This window comes from Streptomyces sp. NPDC101160, from assembly GCF_044768205.1.
Taxonomy (GTDB): domain Bacteria; phylum Actinomycetota; class Actinomycetes; order Streptomycetales; family Streptomycetaceae; genus Streptomyces.
Map to the genome: position 1 here is coordinate 439,066 of NZ_JBIWPJ010000005.1, position 14,434 is coordinate 453,499.

At 74.4% G+C, this 14,434-nt stretch carries 13 protein-coding genes; 4 read left to right on the plus strand and 9 right to left on the minus strand.

Features of this window, described 5'->3' with window-relative positions; translation table 11 throughout:
- Positions 1 to 9: 9 nt before the first annotated feature.
- The 5 genes from ACIRSU_RS18220 to ACIRSU_RS18240 all read right to left on the minus strand — a co-directional run bounded on the left by ACIRSU_RS18220 (position 10) and on the right by ACIRSU_RS18240 (position 6,606).
- Complete coding sequence (locus ACIRSU_RS18220; RefSeq protein ID WP_403793211.1) at positions 10 to 1,506, minus strand: carboxyl transferase domain-containing protein; 1,497 nt, start codon at positions 1,504 to 1,506, stop codon at positions 10 to 12.
- On the minus strand, positions 1,493 to 2,953 hold the full coding sequence (locus ACIRSU_RS18225) for an acyl-CoA synthetase (protein ID WP_403793213.1): 1,461 nt from the start codon (positions 2,951 to 2,953) through the stop codon (positions 1,493 to 1,495). The genes ACIRSU_RS18220 and ACIRSU_RS18225 overlap by 14 nt, the downstream gene beginning before the upstream one ends.
- Positions 2,954 to 3,136: 183 nt before the next feature.
- Positions 3,137 to 4,525 (minus strand): GAF domain-containing protein, encoded by a 1,389-nt coding sequence (locus tag ACIRSU_RS18230; protein ID WP_403793629.1) that lies wholly within the window; start codon positions 4,523 to 4,525, stop codon positions 3,137 to 3,139.
- Between the two features lie 110 nt (positions 4,526 to 4,635).
- Positions 4,636 to 5,829, minus strand: a complete 1,194-nt coding sequence (locus ACIRSU_RS18235; RefSeq protein WP_403793215.1) for a rod shape-determining protein — start codon at positions 5,827 to 5,829, stop codon at positions 4,636 to 4,638.
- Positions 5,830 to 6,009: 180 nt separating this feature from the next.
- Positions 6,010 to 6,606 carry a hypothetical protein gene (locus ACIRSU_RS18240; protein ID WP_403793216.1) on the minus strand — a complete coding sequence of 199 codons (597 nt, stop codon included), beginning with the start codon at positions 6,604 to 6,606 and terminating at the stop codon, positions 6,010 to 6,012.
- Between the two features lie 122 nt (positions 6,607 to 6,728).
- On the opposite strand from ACIRSU_RS18240, the gene ACIRSU_RS18245 reads away from it, so the two are divergent.
- Positions 6,729 to 7,571: a hypothetical protein gene (locus ACIRSU_RS18245; protein WP_403793218.1), complete on the plus strand. Its 843-nt coding sequence runs from the start codon at positions 6,729 to 6,731 to the stop codon at positions 7,569 to 7,571.
- Between the two features lie 233 nt (positions 7,572 to 7,804).
- Here ACIRSU_RS18245 and ACIRSU_RS18250 read toward each other — a convergent pair whose 3' ends face one another.
- Positions 7,805 to 8,251, minus strand: a complete 447-nt coding sequence (locus tag ACIRSU_RS18250) for a MarR family winged helix-turn-helix transcriptional regulator (RefSeq protein ID WP_403793220.1) — start codon at positions 8,249 to 8,251, stop codon at positions 7,805 to 7,807.
- A gap of 89 nt (positions 8,252 to 8,340) precedes the next feature.
- Between ACIRSU_RS18250 and ACIRSU_RS18255 the strand changes: the two genes are divergently transcribed.
- The 3 genes from ACIRSU_RS18255 (at position 8,341) to ACIRSU_RS18265 (ending at position 10,795) form a co-directional block, all read left to right on the plus strand.
- A complete protein-coding gene (locus tag ACIRSU_RS18255; protein ID WP_403793222.1) occupies positions 8,341 to 9,360 on the plus strand; it encodes an NADP-dependent oxidoreductase in 1,020 nt (339 codons plus the stop codon).
- Between the two features lie 91 nt (positions 9,361 to 9,451).
- Entirely contained in the window at positions 9,452 to 9,874 is a 423-nt protein-coding gene (locus tag ACIRSU_RS18260; protein WP_190156521.1) for an organic hydroperoxide resistance protein, read from the plus strand.
- Between the two features lie 102 nt (positions 9,875 to 9,976).
- Complete coding sequence (locus ACIRSU_RS18265; RefSeq protein ID WP_403793224.1) at positions 9,977 to 10,795, plus strand: EI24 domain-containing protein; 819 nt, start codon at positions 9,977 to 9,979, stop codon at positions 10,793 to 10,795.
- Positions 10,796 to 10,811: 16 nt separating this feature from the next.
- On the opposite strand, the gene ACIRSU_RS18270 is transcribed toward ACIRSU_RS18265, so the two are convergent.
- From ACIRSU_RS18270 to ACIRSU_RS18280, 3 genes are all read right to left on the minus strand, one after another.
- Complete coding sequence (locus ACIRSU_RS18270; protein ID WP_403793226.1) at positions 10,812 to 12,062, minus strand: serine hydrolase domain-containing protein; 1,251 nt, start codon at positions 12,060 to 12,062, stop codon at positions 10,812 to 10,814.
- A 75-nt stretch (positions 12,063 to 12,137) separates the two neighbouring features.
- Positions 12,138 to 13,358 (minus strand): PP2C family protein-serine/threonine phosphatase, encoded by a 1,221-nt coding sequence (locus ACIRSU_RS18275; protein ID WP_403793228.1) that lies wholly within the window; start codon positions 13,356 to 13,358, stop codon positions 12,138 to 12,140.
- 42 nt (positions 13,359 to 13,400) lie between these two features.
- Positions 13,401 to 14,366, minus strand: coding sequence for a LysR family transcriptional regulator (locus ACIRSU_RS18280; protein WP_403793230.1), 966 nt, complete (start codon positions 14,364 to 14,366; stop codon positions 13,401 to 13,403).
- Positions 14,367 to 14,434 lie beyond the last annotated feature (68 nt).

Genomic DNA, 14,434 nt, shown 5'->3' on the forward strand with positions numbered 1-14,434 from the left:
GAAGCCCCCTCACCGCGAGGGGGCTTCGTGCTGTCCCGGGGTCTGCCCGGGTCCGACGATCCCGCGCGCGACGCCGAGGTCCACCAGGTCCTGCGGCCGCAGCCGGAGCTGGCAGGCCGTCTCCGGCACCTGGTCCGGCGTCCGCTTCAGGATCTGCGCGGCCAGCTCCGGCGCGATCACCGAGAAGTAACCGTCCGGCGTCACCCAGGTGCTGCCCGGCGCGGCCAGCGCCAGCGCCCCGCCCGAACCGCCCTCACCGACGAGCAGCGAGGTCACGGGCGTCCGCGCCCCGGCGATCGCCGTGAACACCTCCGCGATGGCCGGGCCCGCCCCGGCCCGCTCCGCCTCGGCGTCGTTGGCCGCGCCCGGCGTGTCGATCAGCGTCAGCACCGGGATCCCCAGCCGGTCGGCCATCCCGATCAGCCGCGCCACGGTCCGGAACCCGGCCGGCCGCGTCGCCCCGCCCGACTGCGCCGCGTACGCCACCACCTGCCCGCCCCGCCGCACCCCGAACCCGCACTCCACCCCGGCATCCACCCCACCGGCCCGGTCCCCACTGATGGCCGCGCGCGTCTCGAAGTACGCGTCGAGATAGGCGCCGGCGCGCGGCCGGCCCGCCTCCCGGGCGCGGAGCACGGCGTCCCACCCGGTGGGAGGGAGGGGAAGGTCACGGAGGGCGGGCGGTGGGGGAGCGGGCGCGGGGCCGGCCACTCGGGCTTCACCGGCGTCGTCCGGCGCCGCCGGGCCGGGCCGCGGCGACAGCAGGCGGAGCCACTGCGCCAGGGTCTCCCGCAGTTGCTCCGGTGCGACGAGCGCGTCCACGTGGCCGTGGGCGTGCTGGTCCTCCGCCGTGTAGGCGGCCGGGTCGGCGTGGGCGGGGCGGACGCGGGAGCCCGCGAAGGCGACCTGGGCGGTGGGGAGGGCGAGCACGAGGTCGGCGGCGGCGCCGAGGGTGGCCCAGCCGCCGCCGGTGGTGGGGTCGCGGAGGACGGCGAGGTGGGGGACGCCGGCGGCGCGCAGGCGGACGGAGGCGGCGGCGACGCGCTGGAGCTGGGTGAGGGCGATCATGCCCTCCTGCATGCGACTGCCGCCGGTCGCCACGAGCGACACCAGCGGCAGCCGGCGCTCGGCCGCCGTGCGGAACGCGGCGACGAGCCGGTCACCGGCCGCCCGGCCCAGCGAGCCGCCCAGGAAGCCGAACTCGAAGACGACGAGGACGCAGGGATGCCCGCCGATGCGCGCCGTGCCGTGGAGGACCGACTCGTCCGTGCCGGTGCGTTCGGCGGCCCGGGCGCGGGAGGCGTCGTAACCGGCCCAGCCGATCGGCCCGTCGGCGACGAGCGGCGCCTTCGGCTCCTCCTCCGGTGTCCAGTCGTCCGCCGGCCCGCGTCCCTCGTCCTCCGGGAGCCAGTCGTCGTCCGCCCGCGGCGGCCCGGCCGCGGGCGTGAAGTCGTCCGTGACCAGGGCGATCCAGGACCGCGCCGGCCGCCGCTCAGCCCCGGTCACGGAGCGCCTTCTTCAGGATCTTGCCCATGTCGTTGCGGGGCAGCGCCTCCAGGTACCGCACCTCGCGCGGGCGCTTGTGCGGGGCGAGGAGCGCGGCCACGTGGTCGGCGAGGGAACGGGCGGGCGGTGGGTCCGCCGGGTCGGCCGGGACGACCCAGGCCACGATCCGCTCGCCCAGGTCCGGGTCCGGCGCGCCGGTCACCGCCGCCTCGCGCACACCCGGATGGTCCAGGAGCGCGTTCTCGATCTCGCCCGCGCCGATCTTGTAGCCGCCGCTCTTGATGAGGTCGGTGGCCTTGCGGCCGACGATCCGGACATAGCCGTCGGGCTCCCGCACCGCCATGTCGCCGGTACGGAACCAGCCGTCCGCCGTGAAGGCCGCGGCCGTCGCGTCCGGCCGGTTCAGATACTCGGTGAAGAGGTTCGGGCCCCGCACCTGGATCTCGCCGACCGTCTCGCCGTCGGAGGCGTCCGGGCCGAGCACCGAGCCGTCCTCCTCCACCAGGCGCAGTTCGACGCCGTCGAGCGGCAGACCCACCGACCCCGGGCGCGGGCCCGATCCGACGGGGACCGAGGTGTTCATGAGGGTCTCCGTCATCCCGTACCGCTCGATCACCGTCCGCCCCGTCGCCGCCGTGATCCGCTCGTGGTCGTGCACCGGCAGCGCCGCCGAACCGGAGACGAGCAGCCGCGCCGCCGTCAGCGCCCGGACGAGCGCGGGCTCGTGGGGGAGGGCCTCGGCGAGGCGGTGGTACATGGTCGGCACGCCGAACAGCATCGTCCCGCCGCCGTCGCCCAGCTCCTTCGCGACGCCCTCGACGGAGAAGCCGCCCAGGTGCCGCACCTCGCCGCCGCGCCGCAGCGGGCCGAGGACGCCGAGGACCAGGCCGTGCACATGGAAGAGGGGAAGGCCGTGCACGAGGACGTCGTCGCCGGTCCAGGCCCAGGCGGCCGCGAGGGCGTCGAGGGAGGCGGCGACGGCCCGCCGGGAGAGCACGACGCCCTTGGGCGGGCCGGTGGTGCCGGAGGTGTAGACGATCAGGGCGGGGGCCTCCGGGTCCGTCACCTTCTCCTGCGCCTGCTGCCGCCCCGGCGCCCGTACGTCGACGTCGATCCTCGTCAGGCCCGCCATCTCGCGCGGCAGTTCGTCCCCCGCCCCGGCGAGCACCGCGCCGGGCCGGCTGTCGCCGAGGATGTGGTGCAGCTCGCGCGAGCCGATCCGCGGGTTCAGCGGGATCACCGGCACCCCGGCGAGCAGGGCCGCCACCACCGCGACGGCCGTCTCCGGCGTCGGCGTGGCCCAGACGGCGACCTTCCAGGGGCCCGCGAGCCGGGCCGCCAGGGTTCCGGCGGCCCGGGCCAGCCCGTCGTACGTCAACGTCTCCGCGCCGAACCGCAGGGCGGGTCGGTCGGTCGCGGCCCGCAGGGCCGGGAACAGGGCACTCATGGGCGCATTCTGCCCAGCCGTCAGGGCCGGCGTGCTGCGACCTTGCTCACGTCGGGCGCGGGCGTGTCGCCACCGGGGCGGACGGCCGCGGGGATCTTCGCTTCGGTGTCCACGCCCTCAGTCAAGATCGGGGAACGGAGACCGGGCGCACGGGGCTACTCCGTACGGGCGCCCGTACGTCTCTCACGGCCAGGTCACCACGGTCGGCGGCCGCCCGTCGTCCGTGACCCGCAGCCGCAGCCCCTCCGTGCCCACGTCCCGGCCCCCGCCCCCGCCCGCATCCGTGCCCGCGCTCACCTCGACCGTCACGGCCCCGACGCCCGGCCGCCGGTGGGCCGCGGCGAGTGCGCCGCGCAGCGCCGCCAGCAACCGGTCCGCTCCGGCGTCCCCTTCGGCGAGGGTGTCGACGGCGCCGGAGAAGTGCACGGACGGCTGGAAGCCGAGCAGTGCGGCCGCGCCGCCGGTCTCGCGCAGGACCCGGCCGCGGAAGGAGGTCGGGGCGGCGGCGGGCGGCTGCTGGAGCGCGAAGATCGTGGTGCGGACCTCCTGGATCGTCGAGTCCAGCTCGTCCACGGCCCGCCCGAGCAGCGTGTCCACCTCGTGCACGGCGGCCCGGCGGCGGGTGGACTCCAGCATCATCTCGGTGGCGAAGAGGCGTTGGACCACGAGGTCGTGCAGGTCGCGGGCGATCCGGTCGCGGTCCTCGTAGACGGCGAGCTGCTCGCGGTCGGCCTGCGCGTCGGCGAGGACGAGGGCGAGCGCCGCCTGGGAGGCGAACTGGGAGGCGAGCAGCCGGTCGACGGCGGTGTACGGGCGGCCGCCGCGGCGGCGGGGCAGCGCGAGGGTGCCGATGAGCTTCCCGCCGCTCTGCAGCGGCAGCATCATCGACGGCCCGAACCGGCTGCGTACGTGCGTGGTCATCCGCGGGTCGGTCGCCGAGTCCTCGACGAACACCGGCTCGCCGCCGAGCAGCTGGACCAGGACGGGGGAGCCGGGCGCGATCGTGGTGCCGACGAGGTCGCCGGGGTCGTCCGGGGTGGAGGCGGCGACGATCTCCATGCCGCCCTCGGCGGTGGGCTGGAGGACGACACCGGCGGAGGCGTCGGCGAGCAGTCTGGCCCGTTCGGCGACGGTCGTCAGGGCGTCCTCGGCCGGCCTTCCGGCGAGGAGGGCGGTGGTGACGGCGGCGGCGCCCTCGATCCAGCGCTCGCGCTGGCGGGCGGTCTCGTAGAGCCGCGCGTTGCCGATGGCGATGCCGGCCTGGGAGGCGAGGACCCGGAGGAGGGCGAGGTCATCCTCGGTGAAGGCGCCGGTCTCCTTGCCGGTGAGGTGGAGGTGGCCGAAGACCTCGGTGTGGACGCGGATGGGCACGTCGAGGGCGGGCCGCGGGACGGGACCGTCCTCGAGCCCGCCGCAGGTGAACAGCTCGGTGACGCGGCCGCGCTCGGGGTCGAGGACCCCGAGCGTGCCGTGGCGGGCGCCGGTCAGCGCGGTGGCGGTCTCCACGATGTGCTGCAGGGTGGCGTGGAGTTCGAGTTCGCTGCCGACGCCGAGGACGGCGTCGAGGAGCATGGGCAGGCGGGGTTCCGGCTCGTCCCCGGCTCCGGCGCCCGCACCCGTGATCGACACGGTCTCATTGTCGTACAAAACGACCTGGCCTGGCCTCGTGAGGGCGGGCGGGGCTACTCGTCCTCCGCCGGCCGGTCCCCGGTCGGACGGTCCTCCGTCAGGCGGTCTCCCACCAGACGGTCTCCCGCCAGGCGGTCTCCCGTCAGGCGGTCTCCCACCAGACGGTCTCCCGCCAGGCGGTCCTCCTTCGGACGGTCCTCCGCCGGGCGGTCCTCGGCCAGCGGGTCGAGGACCAGCGACTGGACCCGGCCCTCCAGCATCGCGCCGAGCCCGAGCACGGCGCAGACGTCCGGCCGTTCGGCGATCTGCACGGGCATGCCGGTCGCCTCGCGCAGCATCTGGTCGAGGCCCGGCAGCAGGGCGCTGCCGCCGACCATCATGATGCCGCGGTCGGCGAGGTCGGCCACCAGGTCGGGCGGGCAGTCGCGGAGGATCTTGCCGATGCCGTCGAGGACGGCGGTGAGCGGGGTCTGGATGGCATGGCGCACGGCGGCGGTGTCGACGGTCACCGAGCGGGCGAGGCCGGTGGCGACGTCACGGCCGTGGATCTCGGTGAACGTGGGGCCCTGCAGCGTCAGGCCGTTGCCGTGCAGGGCGACCTGGAGCGGGCGGACCGACTGGCTCGGCAGCATCAGTTCGTGCTGGTGGCGCAGGTGCTGGATGACCGCGTGGTCGATGGCGTCGCCGCCGACCGGGATGCGCTCGGCGGTGACGATCGCGCCGAGCGAGAGGACCGCGACCTGGGTGGTGGCCGCCCCGCACACCATGATCATGGTCGCGGTCGGCTGCTCGACCGGGAGTCCGCAGCCCACGGCCGCCGCGATCAGGGTGTCGACCAGCTCGACCCGGCGGGCGCCGAGGCCGACCAGGGTCTCCACGGCCGCGCGCTGGGCGAGCGGATCGCTGTCGTGCGGGGTGCAGGCGGCGGCGCGCAGCCGGGGCTTGCGGCGCAGCTGGCGGCGGAGCTTGTCACCGAGGAGGTGACGGAGCATCCGCTGGGCCATCTCGATGTCGACGACGGTGCCGCCGGAGACGGGTCTGACCACCCGGATGTAGTCAGGGGTGCGTCCGGTCATCTTCTCGGCGAGCGCGCCGACGGCGATGAGCGCGCCGGTGCGGGTGTTCACGGCGGCGACGGACGGCTCGTCGACGACGAGTCCGGCGCCCTTCACGAAGACCCGGGTGCGGGCGGCGCCCAGGTCGACGGCGACATGGCAGCGGCGCAGCTGCTCAAGGCTGACGGTCACGGCGGTCCTCCGAAGTGCGGTGCTGGCGCGAGCGGCGAGGCGGCGCGGAGTGCGTGTTCCTGTGCTTCCGGCTTCCTGCTGGTTGCTTCCTGCTTCCCTCGCATCGTCCTGCCGCCCCGGCCCGGGCGCGCGCCGAACTGAGCCGCCAGGGGGGTGCCGTCGTACTGACGGAAAGTCAGGTCAGGGGGTGGGTTCGGGTCCCTGCCGCGCGTCCAGCGGGGGCACCAGGCGCTGCAGCAGTCCCCAGGCGAACTCCGCGCCGTGTTCCGTGCCGTCGGGGAGGGTGAAGTCGAGGCGGGTGAGGGCGGGGGAGACGCCCTCGCGGGGGCGGGGGTGCTCGGTGGCGCGCCAGAGTTCGTCGGCGGTGACCTGCCAGGGGATCAGATCGGCCGCGGTGCGCAGCGGCGGTACGGGGGCGCCGGGGGCGCGGGTGAGGGAGCGGGCCCAGACGGTGCGGCGGGGCGGGCCGGCCAGGACGGTGAAGCGCAGCTCGGGCCAGAGCGGCACCGGCCAGATCCACGCCTCGCTGCCGGGGAAACCGGGCGCCGCCTCGCGGCGCTCCGGTTCGCCGAGGGCCTGCCGGTAGCGGTCGAACTCGCCCGGGCCGCGCCCCGCGTGCGCCCACGCCTGCCAGCGCTTGTTCGCCTCCCGCATCTCGGCTCGCGTGGCGCCCAGTTCGCGCAGCGCGTCCTCGACGAGCCCCGGCTGGTGATCGGCCATCCGGCGCAGCAGGACGAGTTGGAACTCGTACGGCCCAAAGGGGGCGGCAGGGGTCATGCGCCCATCCTGCCCGAACGGGGAGATACGCGACGACACGCCGTCGACCTGCGGTTTCCTCACAGGATCCTCACTTCCGCGCCTTCAGCCGGGCCCACGCCGCCGCATAGCCTGCGGGCGCCATGGACTACTGCCTCCAGTGCCGACGGCATCTCAACGGCGCCCTGGCCTGTGCGGGCTGTGGGACCCCCGCCGAGGAGCTGCGGTACTTCTCCCCCCCACCGTTCTCCCCCGCGCCCACGGAACCGGCCGAGACCCCGGCGCCCGTCGCGCCGGAGTTCAGCTACGAGCTGGAACTGGACCCGGTCGAGCCGCCCCGCCCCACCGGAGGGCGCGCCGCCGCGCGCCGCCAGGACCAGCGAGGCGGCCGGAAGAGTGGCGGACGGAGGGCGCGCTCCCGCAGTGGGCGCGCGGTGCTGCTCGGCGCGCTCGGCGTCGCGCTCGCGGCCGGGTCGCTGAGCCTGGCCAAGGCGGCCCTGGAGCCGTCGGTCGACGGCGGGGCCGCGACCGCCGTCCAGGAGGACGACGTCTCCCGGACGACCCTCGACCCGGAGCCGCCGCCCCCGGCCGATTCCACCGGCCCGTCCGACGGTCCCGCCCCCGTCGCCTCCGGCTCGCCGCGCCCGGAGGGCAGCGGCCACGCGACCCGCGGCTCAGGCCGTGGAGACGCCGACGGCTCGGGGGACGGCGCGGGAGCCGGTACGGGTACGGGCACGGGTACGGGCTCCGGTACGGGTACGGGTACGGGCGGCGGGACCGGTCTCGCGCCCAGCGGCACCGCGGGCCCCGGCGACGCCACGCCGTCCGGCACGCCCTCGGGTTCCGCCTCGCCCTCCGCGAGCGGCACGGCCTCCGACCCGCGCACCGGCACACCGGCACCGGGCGACGGCGGCCCGAGCGGCAGCCCGAGCCCGAGCCCCAGTCCGACGAAGACCTGCACGCCCTTCCTGTGGTGGTGCGTCTAGCCGTCGGCCCCCCTAGGGGGTGTCTCGTCGATCATGCCGGGCTCGCGACTCCCCCAGAGCTTCGCCTGGGAGGTGCCCCCAGCACCGCGCCTCGCCGCGTTGTCGTCGGTCGCCGATGCTCCGCATGGACTCCCTCCTCCGCCTTGCGATGCGTCCCCTAGGCCCTGCGGGCCTGGGGAGACCCCATGCACCAGACGCCGCTCCCTGATCCGGCCTGATCGACAAGACACCCCCTAGCTCCCCGCGTCCTCGCCCAGCATCCGCTTCAGCAGGTCGCGCAGGAGCGTGCGCTCCGCCGCCGTGAGCTCGCCCAGCGGCTCGCGCGCGAAGCGCAGCGACTCGCGCAGGCGGCGGGCGGTGGCGCGGCCCTCGTCGGTGGGTGCGGCGACCTTGACCCGGCGGTCGGCGGGATCGGGGCGGCGCTCGACCAGGCCGCGGGACTCCAGGCGGTCGATGATCCCCGTGACGTTCGACGGCTCGCACTTGAGCTTGTCGGCGATCTTCCGCATCGGCGTGGGCTCCAGGGCGAGCAGGCCGAGCACGCGCGCCTGCGCGCCGGTCAGCGCGTGCGCCGCCGCGGCCTCCTCGTACTCCTCGTGGTACCGCGCCACGACCGTGCCGATCAGCTCGACGACTTCGAGGGTCAGCGGGTCCGTGCGCGGGATGGGCGTTGCGGGCATGCCCACCATCGTACTCCGATACTTGACAACCTGAAATATTCAGGAGCATGGTTGTTTCACTAGCTGAAGCTTTTCTGGAGGTCCCGACGATGTCCGTCCTTCCCGCGTCCAGCCGCGAGTGGCACCTGGTCTCCCGTCCGCACGGCTGGCCCGTGCCCGCGGACTTCGCCCTGCGCGAGGTGCCGGTCGGCGAGCCCGCCGAGGGCCGGATCCTCGTGCGCAACCTGCACTTCTCCGTCGACCCGTACATGCGCGGCCGGATGAACGACGTGAAGTCGTACATCGCCCCCTTCAGGCTCGACCACCCCATGGACGGCGGCGCGGTCGGCGAGGTCATCGCCTCCAACGCCGAGGGCTTCGCGGTCGGCGACCACGTCCTGCACGGCCTCGGCTGGCGCGAGTACGCGGACGTGCCCGCGCAGCACGCCACCAAGGTCGACCCGGAGCTCGCCCCACTCTCCACGTACCTCGGCGTGCTCGGCATGCCCGGCCTGACGGCCTACGCGGGCCTGTTCGAGGTCGCCTCCTTCAAGGAGGGCGACGCCGTCTTCGTGTCCGGCGCGGCCGGCGCGGTCGGCAGCCAGGTCGGCCAGATGGCGAAGCTCAGGGGCGCCTCCCGGGTCATCGGCTCGGCCGGCTCCGACGAGAAGGTCAAGTGGCTCGTCGAGGAGCTCGGCTTCGACGCCGCCTTCAACTACAAGAACGGCCCGGTCAAGGACCAGCTCCGCGAGGCCGCCCCGGACGGCATCGACGTCTACTTCGACAACGTCGGCGGCGACCACCTGGAAGCCGCGATCTCCACGCTCAACGTGCACGGCCGGGCCACCATCTGCGGCATGATCGCCCAGTACAACGACACCGAGCCGGTCCCCGGCCCGCGCAACATGGCCATGATCATCGGCAAGCGGCTCCGCCTCCAGGGCGTCCTCGTCGGCGACCACTACGGCCTGCAGCAGCAGTTCGTCCAGGAGGTCGGCGGCTGGCTGCGCTCCGGTGAGCTCAAGTACGGCGAGACCGTGGTCGACGGCATCGAGAACGGCGTGGACGCCTTCCTCGGCCTGCTCCGCGGCGACAACACCGGCAAGATGGTCGTCTCGATCGCCCGCTAGTTCGACCGGTCCGCCGGGCGACCCGTTAGTCTTCCCTCAGCCGTCGCGATCGTGGGCGCGAGTCGCGGCGAACGAAAAGGAAGACAACAGCATGTCGATTCAGCAGTCCGACGTCCTGTACACCGCCGTCGCCACCGCCGAGAACGGACGCGACGGCCGTGTCGCCACCGACGACGGCCAGCTCGACGTCGTCGTCAACCCGCCCAAGGCCATGGGCGGCTCCGGCGCCGGCACCAACCCCGAGCAGCTCTTCGCGGCCGGCTACAGCGCCTGCTTCCAGGGCGCGCTGGGCGTCGTGGCCCGCAACGAGAACGCCGACGTCTCCGGCTCGACGGTCACCGCCGAGGTCGGCATCGGCAAGAACGACGAGGGCTTCGGCATCATCGTGAAGATCTCGGCGACCATTCCCAACGTGGACGCCGAGACCGCCAAGAGCCTGATCGAGAAGGCCCACCAGGTCTGCCCGTACTCCAAGGCGACCCGCGGCAACATCACGGTCGAGCTCGCGGTCTGAGCCGTAGCCGGGCAGACTGTGCACGAGGGCCGCACCCTGACCGACCAGGGTGCGGCCCTCCCTCGTACGGGTGAGGCCGGAGCAAGCCCTAGAGTGATCGCCATGCGTGATTTCGGGGCGGGGTTCGGTTACCTGCTGCAGGGCCAGAAGTGGGTCGGCAGGCACGGCCGGTGGTTCGGGTTCGGGCTGCTGCCCGGGCTCGTCACCTTCGTGCTGTACGTGGGGGCGCTCGTCGGCCTCTTCTACGGCGCCGACGACCTGACCGCCTGGGCCACCCCGTTCGCCGACGACTGGGGCTCGCCCTGGCAGGGCCTGCTCCGCGGCACGCTGGACTTCCTCGTCTACGCGCTCGGTCTCTTCCTCGCCGTGATCAGCTTCACCGCCGTCACGCTCCTCGTCGGCCAGCCCTTCTACGAGTCGCTGTCCGAGGCGGTCGACCACACCGAGGGCGGCGAGGTGCCCGAGTCCGGGCTGCCGCTCTGGCGCGAGCTGTGGATCTCGGCCCGGGACAGCCTGCGGGTCCTGGTGCGGGTCGCGTTCTACGGCATCCTGCTCTTCGCGGCCGGGTTCGTCCCGGTCGTGGGCCAGACCGTCGTGCCGGCCGTCGGCTTCTGCGTCTCCGGCTTCTTCCTCACCGAGGAGCTGACGGCGGTCGCGCTCCAGCGCCGGGGCGTCGAGTTCAAGCAGCGCCTCGGACTGCTGCGCGGCCGCCGGATGGCCGCCCTCGGCTTCGGAGTCCCGCTCACCCTCGCCTTCCTAGTCCCCTTCGTCGCCGTCCTGCTGATGCCGGGCGCGGTCGCCGGGGCCACCCTGATGGCCCGCGACCTGAACGGCGAGACGGCGGCCGGGGGCCAGGACGACGACGAGACGAACGGCAGGACGAACGACGGGACGCACGGCGTGACGCACCTGACCGCCTGACCCGCACCGCGTCGGGTCAGGGCTGCAGCGGGTGCTCCGGGGCCAGCGCCGCCGCGATCCGCTTCGCGACCACCTCGGCCATGTTGCCCTCGGCGGTGTCCGGCGTCTTGGTCGCGGACACCGCGATGGCCAGGCGCTTCGACGGCAGATACGCCTGGATCGCCGCGTACCCGGAGAACGACGGGTTCTGCAGCAGCCAGGTGTTCGCGACGATGACCCCGAGCCCGAAGTGCTTGGCCTCGGTCTGCTTCAGACAGATGTCGGCCGGGCACTTCTTGGTGGGGTGACCGAGGCCGACCGTGCCCGGGTTCAGCAGGGTGCGGTACGAGTGCCGCGAGATCAGCTCACCGCTGCCGATGCCCTGCGCGGAGCGGGTCATGTCGCAGACGTCCGACGTGATCACCGCGCCGGGGCCGGTGGTCCACGACGGGTTCCAGAAGGTCGACTCCTCGTAGAGGCCGCGGTCCGAGGTGAAGGCGTGCAGCACCGGCCGCGGGATCTCCGGGGTGAAGTTGTTCTGTGTGTTGCGCAGCCCGAGCGGGCCGGTGACCAGCTCCTCCACCAGCTCGTCGATCCGCTGACCGGTGATCCGCTCCAGGGCGCGCTCCAGGAGCAGGTAGTTGGCGTGCGAGTAGCTCCAGTTGGTCCCCGGGTCGTACCAGAAGTCGTGGGAGAAGGGGAACGCGAGCAGCTCGTCCGGCGTCCAGTGGCGGAACGGGTGCGCCGTCAGCTCCTTGTCGAACTTCGGGTCGGTCACGTAGTCGTGCAGGCCGCTGGTGTTGTTCGCCAGCATGCGGATCGTGATCTCGTTCGCCCGCGGCACCTCCGGCAGCCAGGGCTCCACGGTGGCGTCGAGGTCGACCCGGCCCTGCTCGACCAGCCGGAGGAGGGCCGTGCCGATGTGCGCGAAGGCCACCGAACCGGCCCGGAAGTGCATGTCCGGCTCGGCCGGCACGCCGGTCATCGACTCGCCGAGGGCGTCGGTGACGACCTCCCGCCCGTCCTCGGTGACCCGGAGCAGCACGGCCTTCAGCTTGAGGTCCTGCTGCGCCTTGCGCGCGATGTCGAGGACCAGCCGGCCCTCGTCGTCCGGGTGCTCGGTGCGGACGCAGTCGTGGCGGCCGTGGCCGCCGTGGCCACCGTGGCCGGGGTCATCGGGCGGGCCGGGGTGCGAGCGGGCGACGGCGGCCGTGACCGTGGCCGGGAGTGCGGCGGCGAGCAGGGCGGCGGCGAGGAGGGCCGCGCGGATGCGGGGGGTGGGTGCCATGCCCGCACTATGTCCGCAAGGCCCGCCCGATCCCGTCGAACACTCCGCGCGGGGCGCGGGACCCGCCCGGACGCCTCACAGCCCGACCACGATCAGCGCCGTGTCGTCCGTCGCCCCGCCCACCGGCAGCATCTCGAAGAGCAGCGCGTCCGCCAGCGCCTCCGGGCCCGCCTCACCGTGCCGCCGCAGGGTCTCGGCGAGCCGGGCGAGCCCGGCGTCGATGTCCTCGTCGCGCCGCTCGACCAGGCCGTCCGTGTAGAGGACGAGCGCGGCGCCCGTGCCGAACGCGGTCTCGGCCTGCGGCCGGCGGATGTGCGCCGGGCGCGCGCCGAGCGGCGGATCCGTCGCCCGGTCCAGGAACTCCACGCTGCCGTCCGGGTGCCGCAGCGCGGGCGGCGGGTGCCCGGCGCTGCTGTACGTGACGACGCCCCGCTCGTAGTCGATCCAGGTCTCGACGGCGGTCGAGTTCTCGGCGCCCTCCACCGAGCGGGCGTACAGATCGAGCACGTCCAGGGCCTGCGCGGGCCCCTTCGTCACGCGCGAGGCGGCGCTGAGCGCGCTGCGCAGCTGGCCCATCACCCCGGCGGCGGCCAGACCGTGCCCGACCACGTCGCCGACCGCCACGCCGATCCGGTCGCCGCCGCCGAGCGCGACCAGGTCGTACCAGTCGCCGCACACGTTCAGCGTGCCCGCCGCGGGCCGGTAGCGGACCGCGGCCCGGTGCGGCCCGATCGGCCCGGGCGCCGGCAGCATCGCCTCCTGGAGGGCGAGCGCCACCTCGCGCTCCCGGGCGTGCGCGGCGCGCAGCCGCTCGTTGACCTCCTGGAGCTCGCGCGCCCGCGTGTACAGCTCGGCCTCCAGGACCCGGGTGCGGCCGTCGCCGGCGGCCTCGCCACGGGACCGGATCAGCTCGGTGATCTCCTCCACCCGGTGGACGAGCAGCTCGACCCGCCCGTCGGGACCGAGCACCGGCGCGTTGACCGCGCTCCAGTACCGCACGTCCCACTCCCCGGGCCGCTCGGGCGACTCGACGTCGTAGCGCTGCGGGGCCAAGGAGTCCCGCTCGCCGCTCTCCAGGACCCGCCGGAGCGACGCCGCCAGGTTCTGCGCCCCGGTCGCGGCCGGGTCCTGCGGGTTGTCGGGGAACACGTCGAAGACGTGGTGGCCGACCAGCTGCTCCCGGGTGCGGCCCGACAGGCGCAGGAAGTCGTCGTTGGCGTCCACGTACAGCAGGTCCGGGGTGAGCAGCGCGACCATGCCCGGCAGCGCCCGGAACACCTTCGCGTAGTCGGTCACCGTCGCTCACCTCTGACACCCGCGCTCTGACACCAGCGTCGCTCAGTCGAGGACCGGGTGCAGCTCCGGACGCGCCTCCCACCACGTGCGGTGGAACTCGTTGTGCGCCACGTTGTCCAGGTACGCGAGCCCCGCCGCCCGGTAGAGGAGGCGGGCCCGGCGCTCGGAGACGGCGGCGCGGTTCCAGGCGAGGCGGATCCGGCCGGTGATCGGGTCGCCGGCCAGCGGGCGGAGCACGGTGCCCTCGGCGGGCGGGGCGGTCGGCTGGGAGACGGAGATCGCGCGGCCGGCCGCGATCAGGTCGTAGTGCATCTTGCGGTCGGCGATCCGGTAGCGCAGCGACGGGGTGAAGCCGGCCCTCCGGCACGCCTCGACCAGTGCCTCCGGGCCGCCGTCGTCGTCCTCGACCATGGTCATCCAGGTCTCGCCGGCCAGGTCGGCGAGGTCGACCCGGTCCCGGCCGGCCAGCGGGTGCGCCGCCGACATGCGCACGCAGAAGGGTTCCTTCGGGACGAGGGTGCGGGCCGCGACGCCCTCGGGCAGCGGCACCTCGTGGTCGTCGACCTCGCCGTACACGATCGCGTCGTACTGTCCGGCGCCGAGCATCCGGCTGAGCGTGGTCACCGAGTGCTCGACGTCGATGCTGACGGCGATCTCCTGCCCGGAGAGCTCCTCGTCCAGGCGCCCGATCAGCCGGTCCACGAGGACCAGCAGGATGCAGCCCAGCCGCAGCGTCGCGTGCGGCGCGGCGGCCCGGGCGCCGGCCGCGAGGGCGTCCATCTCGCCGAGCACCCGGCGCGCCTTGGAGAGCACGAACTCGCCCAGCGGCGTCGGCTCCACCCCGTGCCGCCCGCGCGTGAACAGCTCGCCGCCCGCGGCCCGTTCGATCCGCCGCAACTGCGCGGACAGGGCCGGCTGGGACACCCCGAGCCGGGCCGCCGCGCGCCCCAGACTGCCCGCTTCCGCTATCCGGCAGACGGCCTCTAGATGCCTCAACTCCAGCTGCATTTCGCCAGGTTAGACAGGGGTCGGGGCGGAGGACAGGCTTCGCCATAACTCCGGTCTTATGGCGGCTG

What these genes read in the sequence shown, in the direction of transcription:
- ACIRSU_RS18225 (WP_403793213.1), bottom strand. Translation starts at nt 2,953, where the DNA reads ATGAGTGCCCTGTTCCCGGCCCTGCGGGCCGCGACCGACCGACCCGCC.
- ACIRSU_RS18230 (WP_403793629.1), bottom strand. Translation starts at nt 4,525, where the DNA reads ATGCTCCTCGACGCCGTCCTCGGCGTCGGCAGCGAACTCGAACTCCAC.
- ACIRSU_RS18240 (WP_403793216.1), bottom strand. Translation starts at nt 6,606, where the DNA reads ATGACCCCTGCCGCCCCCTTTGGGCCGTACGAGTTCCAACTCGTCCTG.
- ACIRSU_RS18245 (WP_403793218.1), top strand. Translation starts at nt 6,729, where the DNA reads ATGGACTACTGCCTCCAGTGCCGACGGCATCTCAACGGCGCCCTGGCC.
- ACIRSU_RS18250 (WP_403793220.1), bottom strand. Translation starts at nt 8,251, where the DNA reads ATGCCCGCAACGCCCATCCCGCGCACGGACCCGCTGACCCTCGAAGTC.
- ACIRSU_RS18255 (WP_403793222.1), top strand. Translation starts at nt 8,341, where the DNA reads ATGTCCGTCCTTCCCGCGTCCAGCCGCGAGTGGCACCTGGTCTCCCGT.
- ACIRSU_RS18260 (WP_190156521.1), top strand. Translation starts at nt 9,452, where the DNA reads ATGTCGATTCAGCAGTCCGACGTCCTGTACACCGCCGTCGCCACCGCC.
- ACIRSU_RS18265 (WP_403793224.1), top strand. Translation starts at nt 9,977, where the DNA reads ATGCGTGATTTCGGGGCGGGGTTCGGTTACCTGCTGCAGGGCCAGAAG.
- ACIRSU_RS18270 (WP_403793226.1), bottom strand. Translation starts at nt 12,062, where the DNA reads ATGGCACCCACCCCCCGCATCCGCGCGGCCCTCCTCGCCGCCGCCCTG.
- ACIRSU_RS18280 (WP_403793230.1), bottom strand. Translation starts at nt 14,366, where the DNA reads ATGCAGCTGGAGTTGAGGCATCTAGAGGCCGTCTGCCGGATAGCGGAA.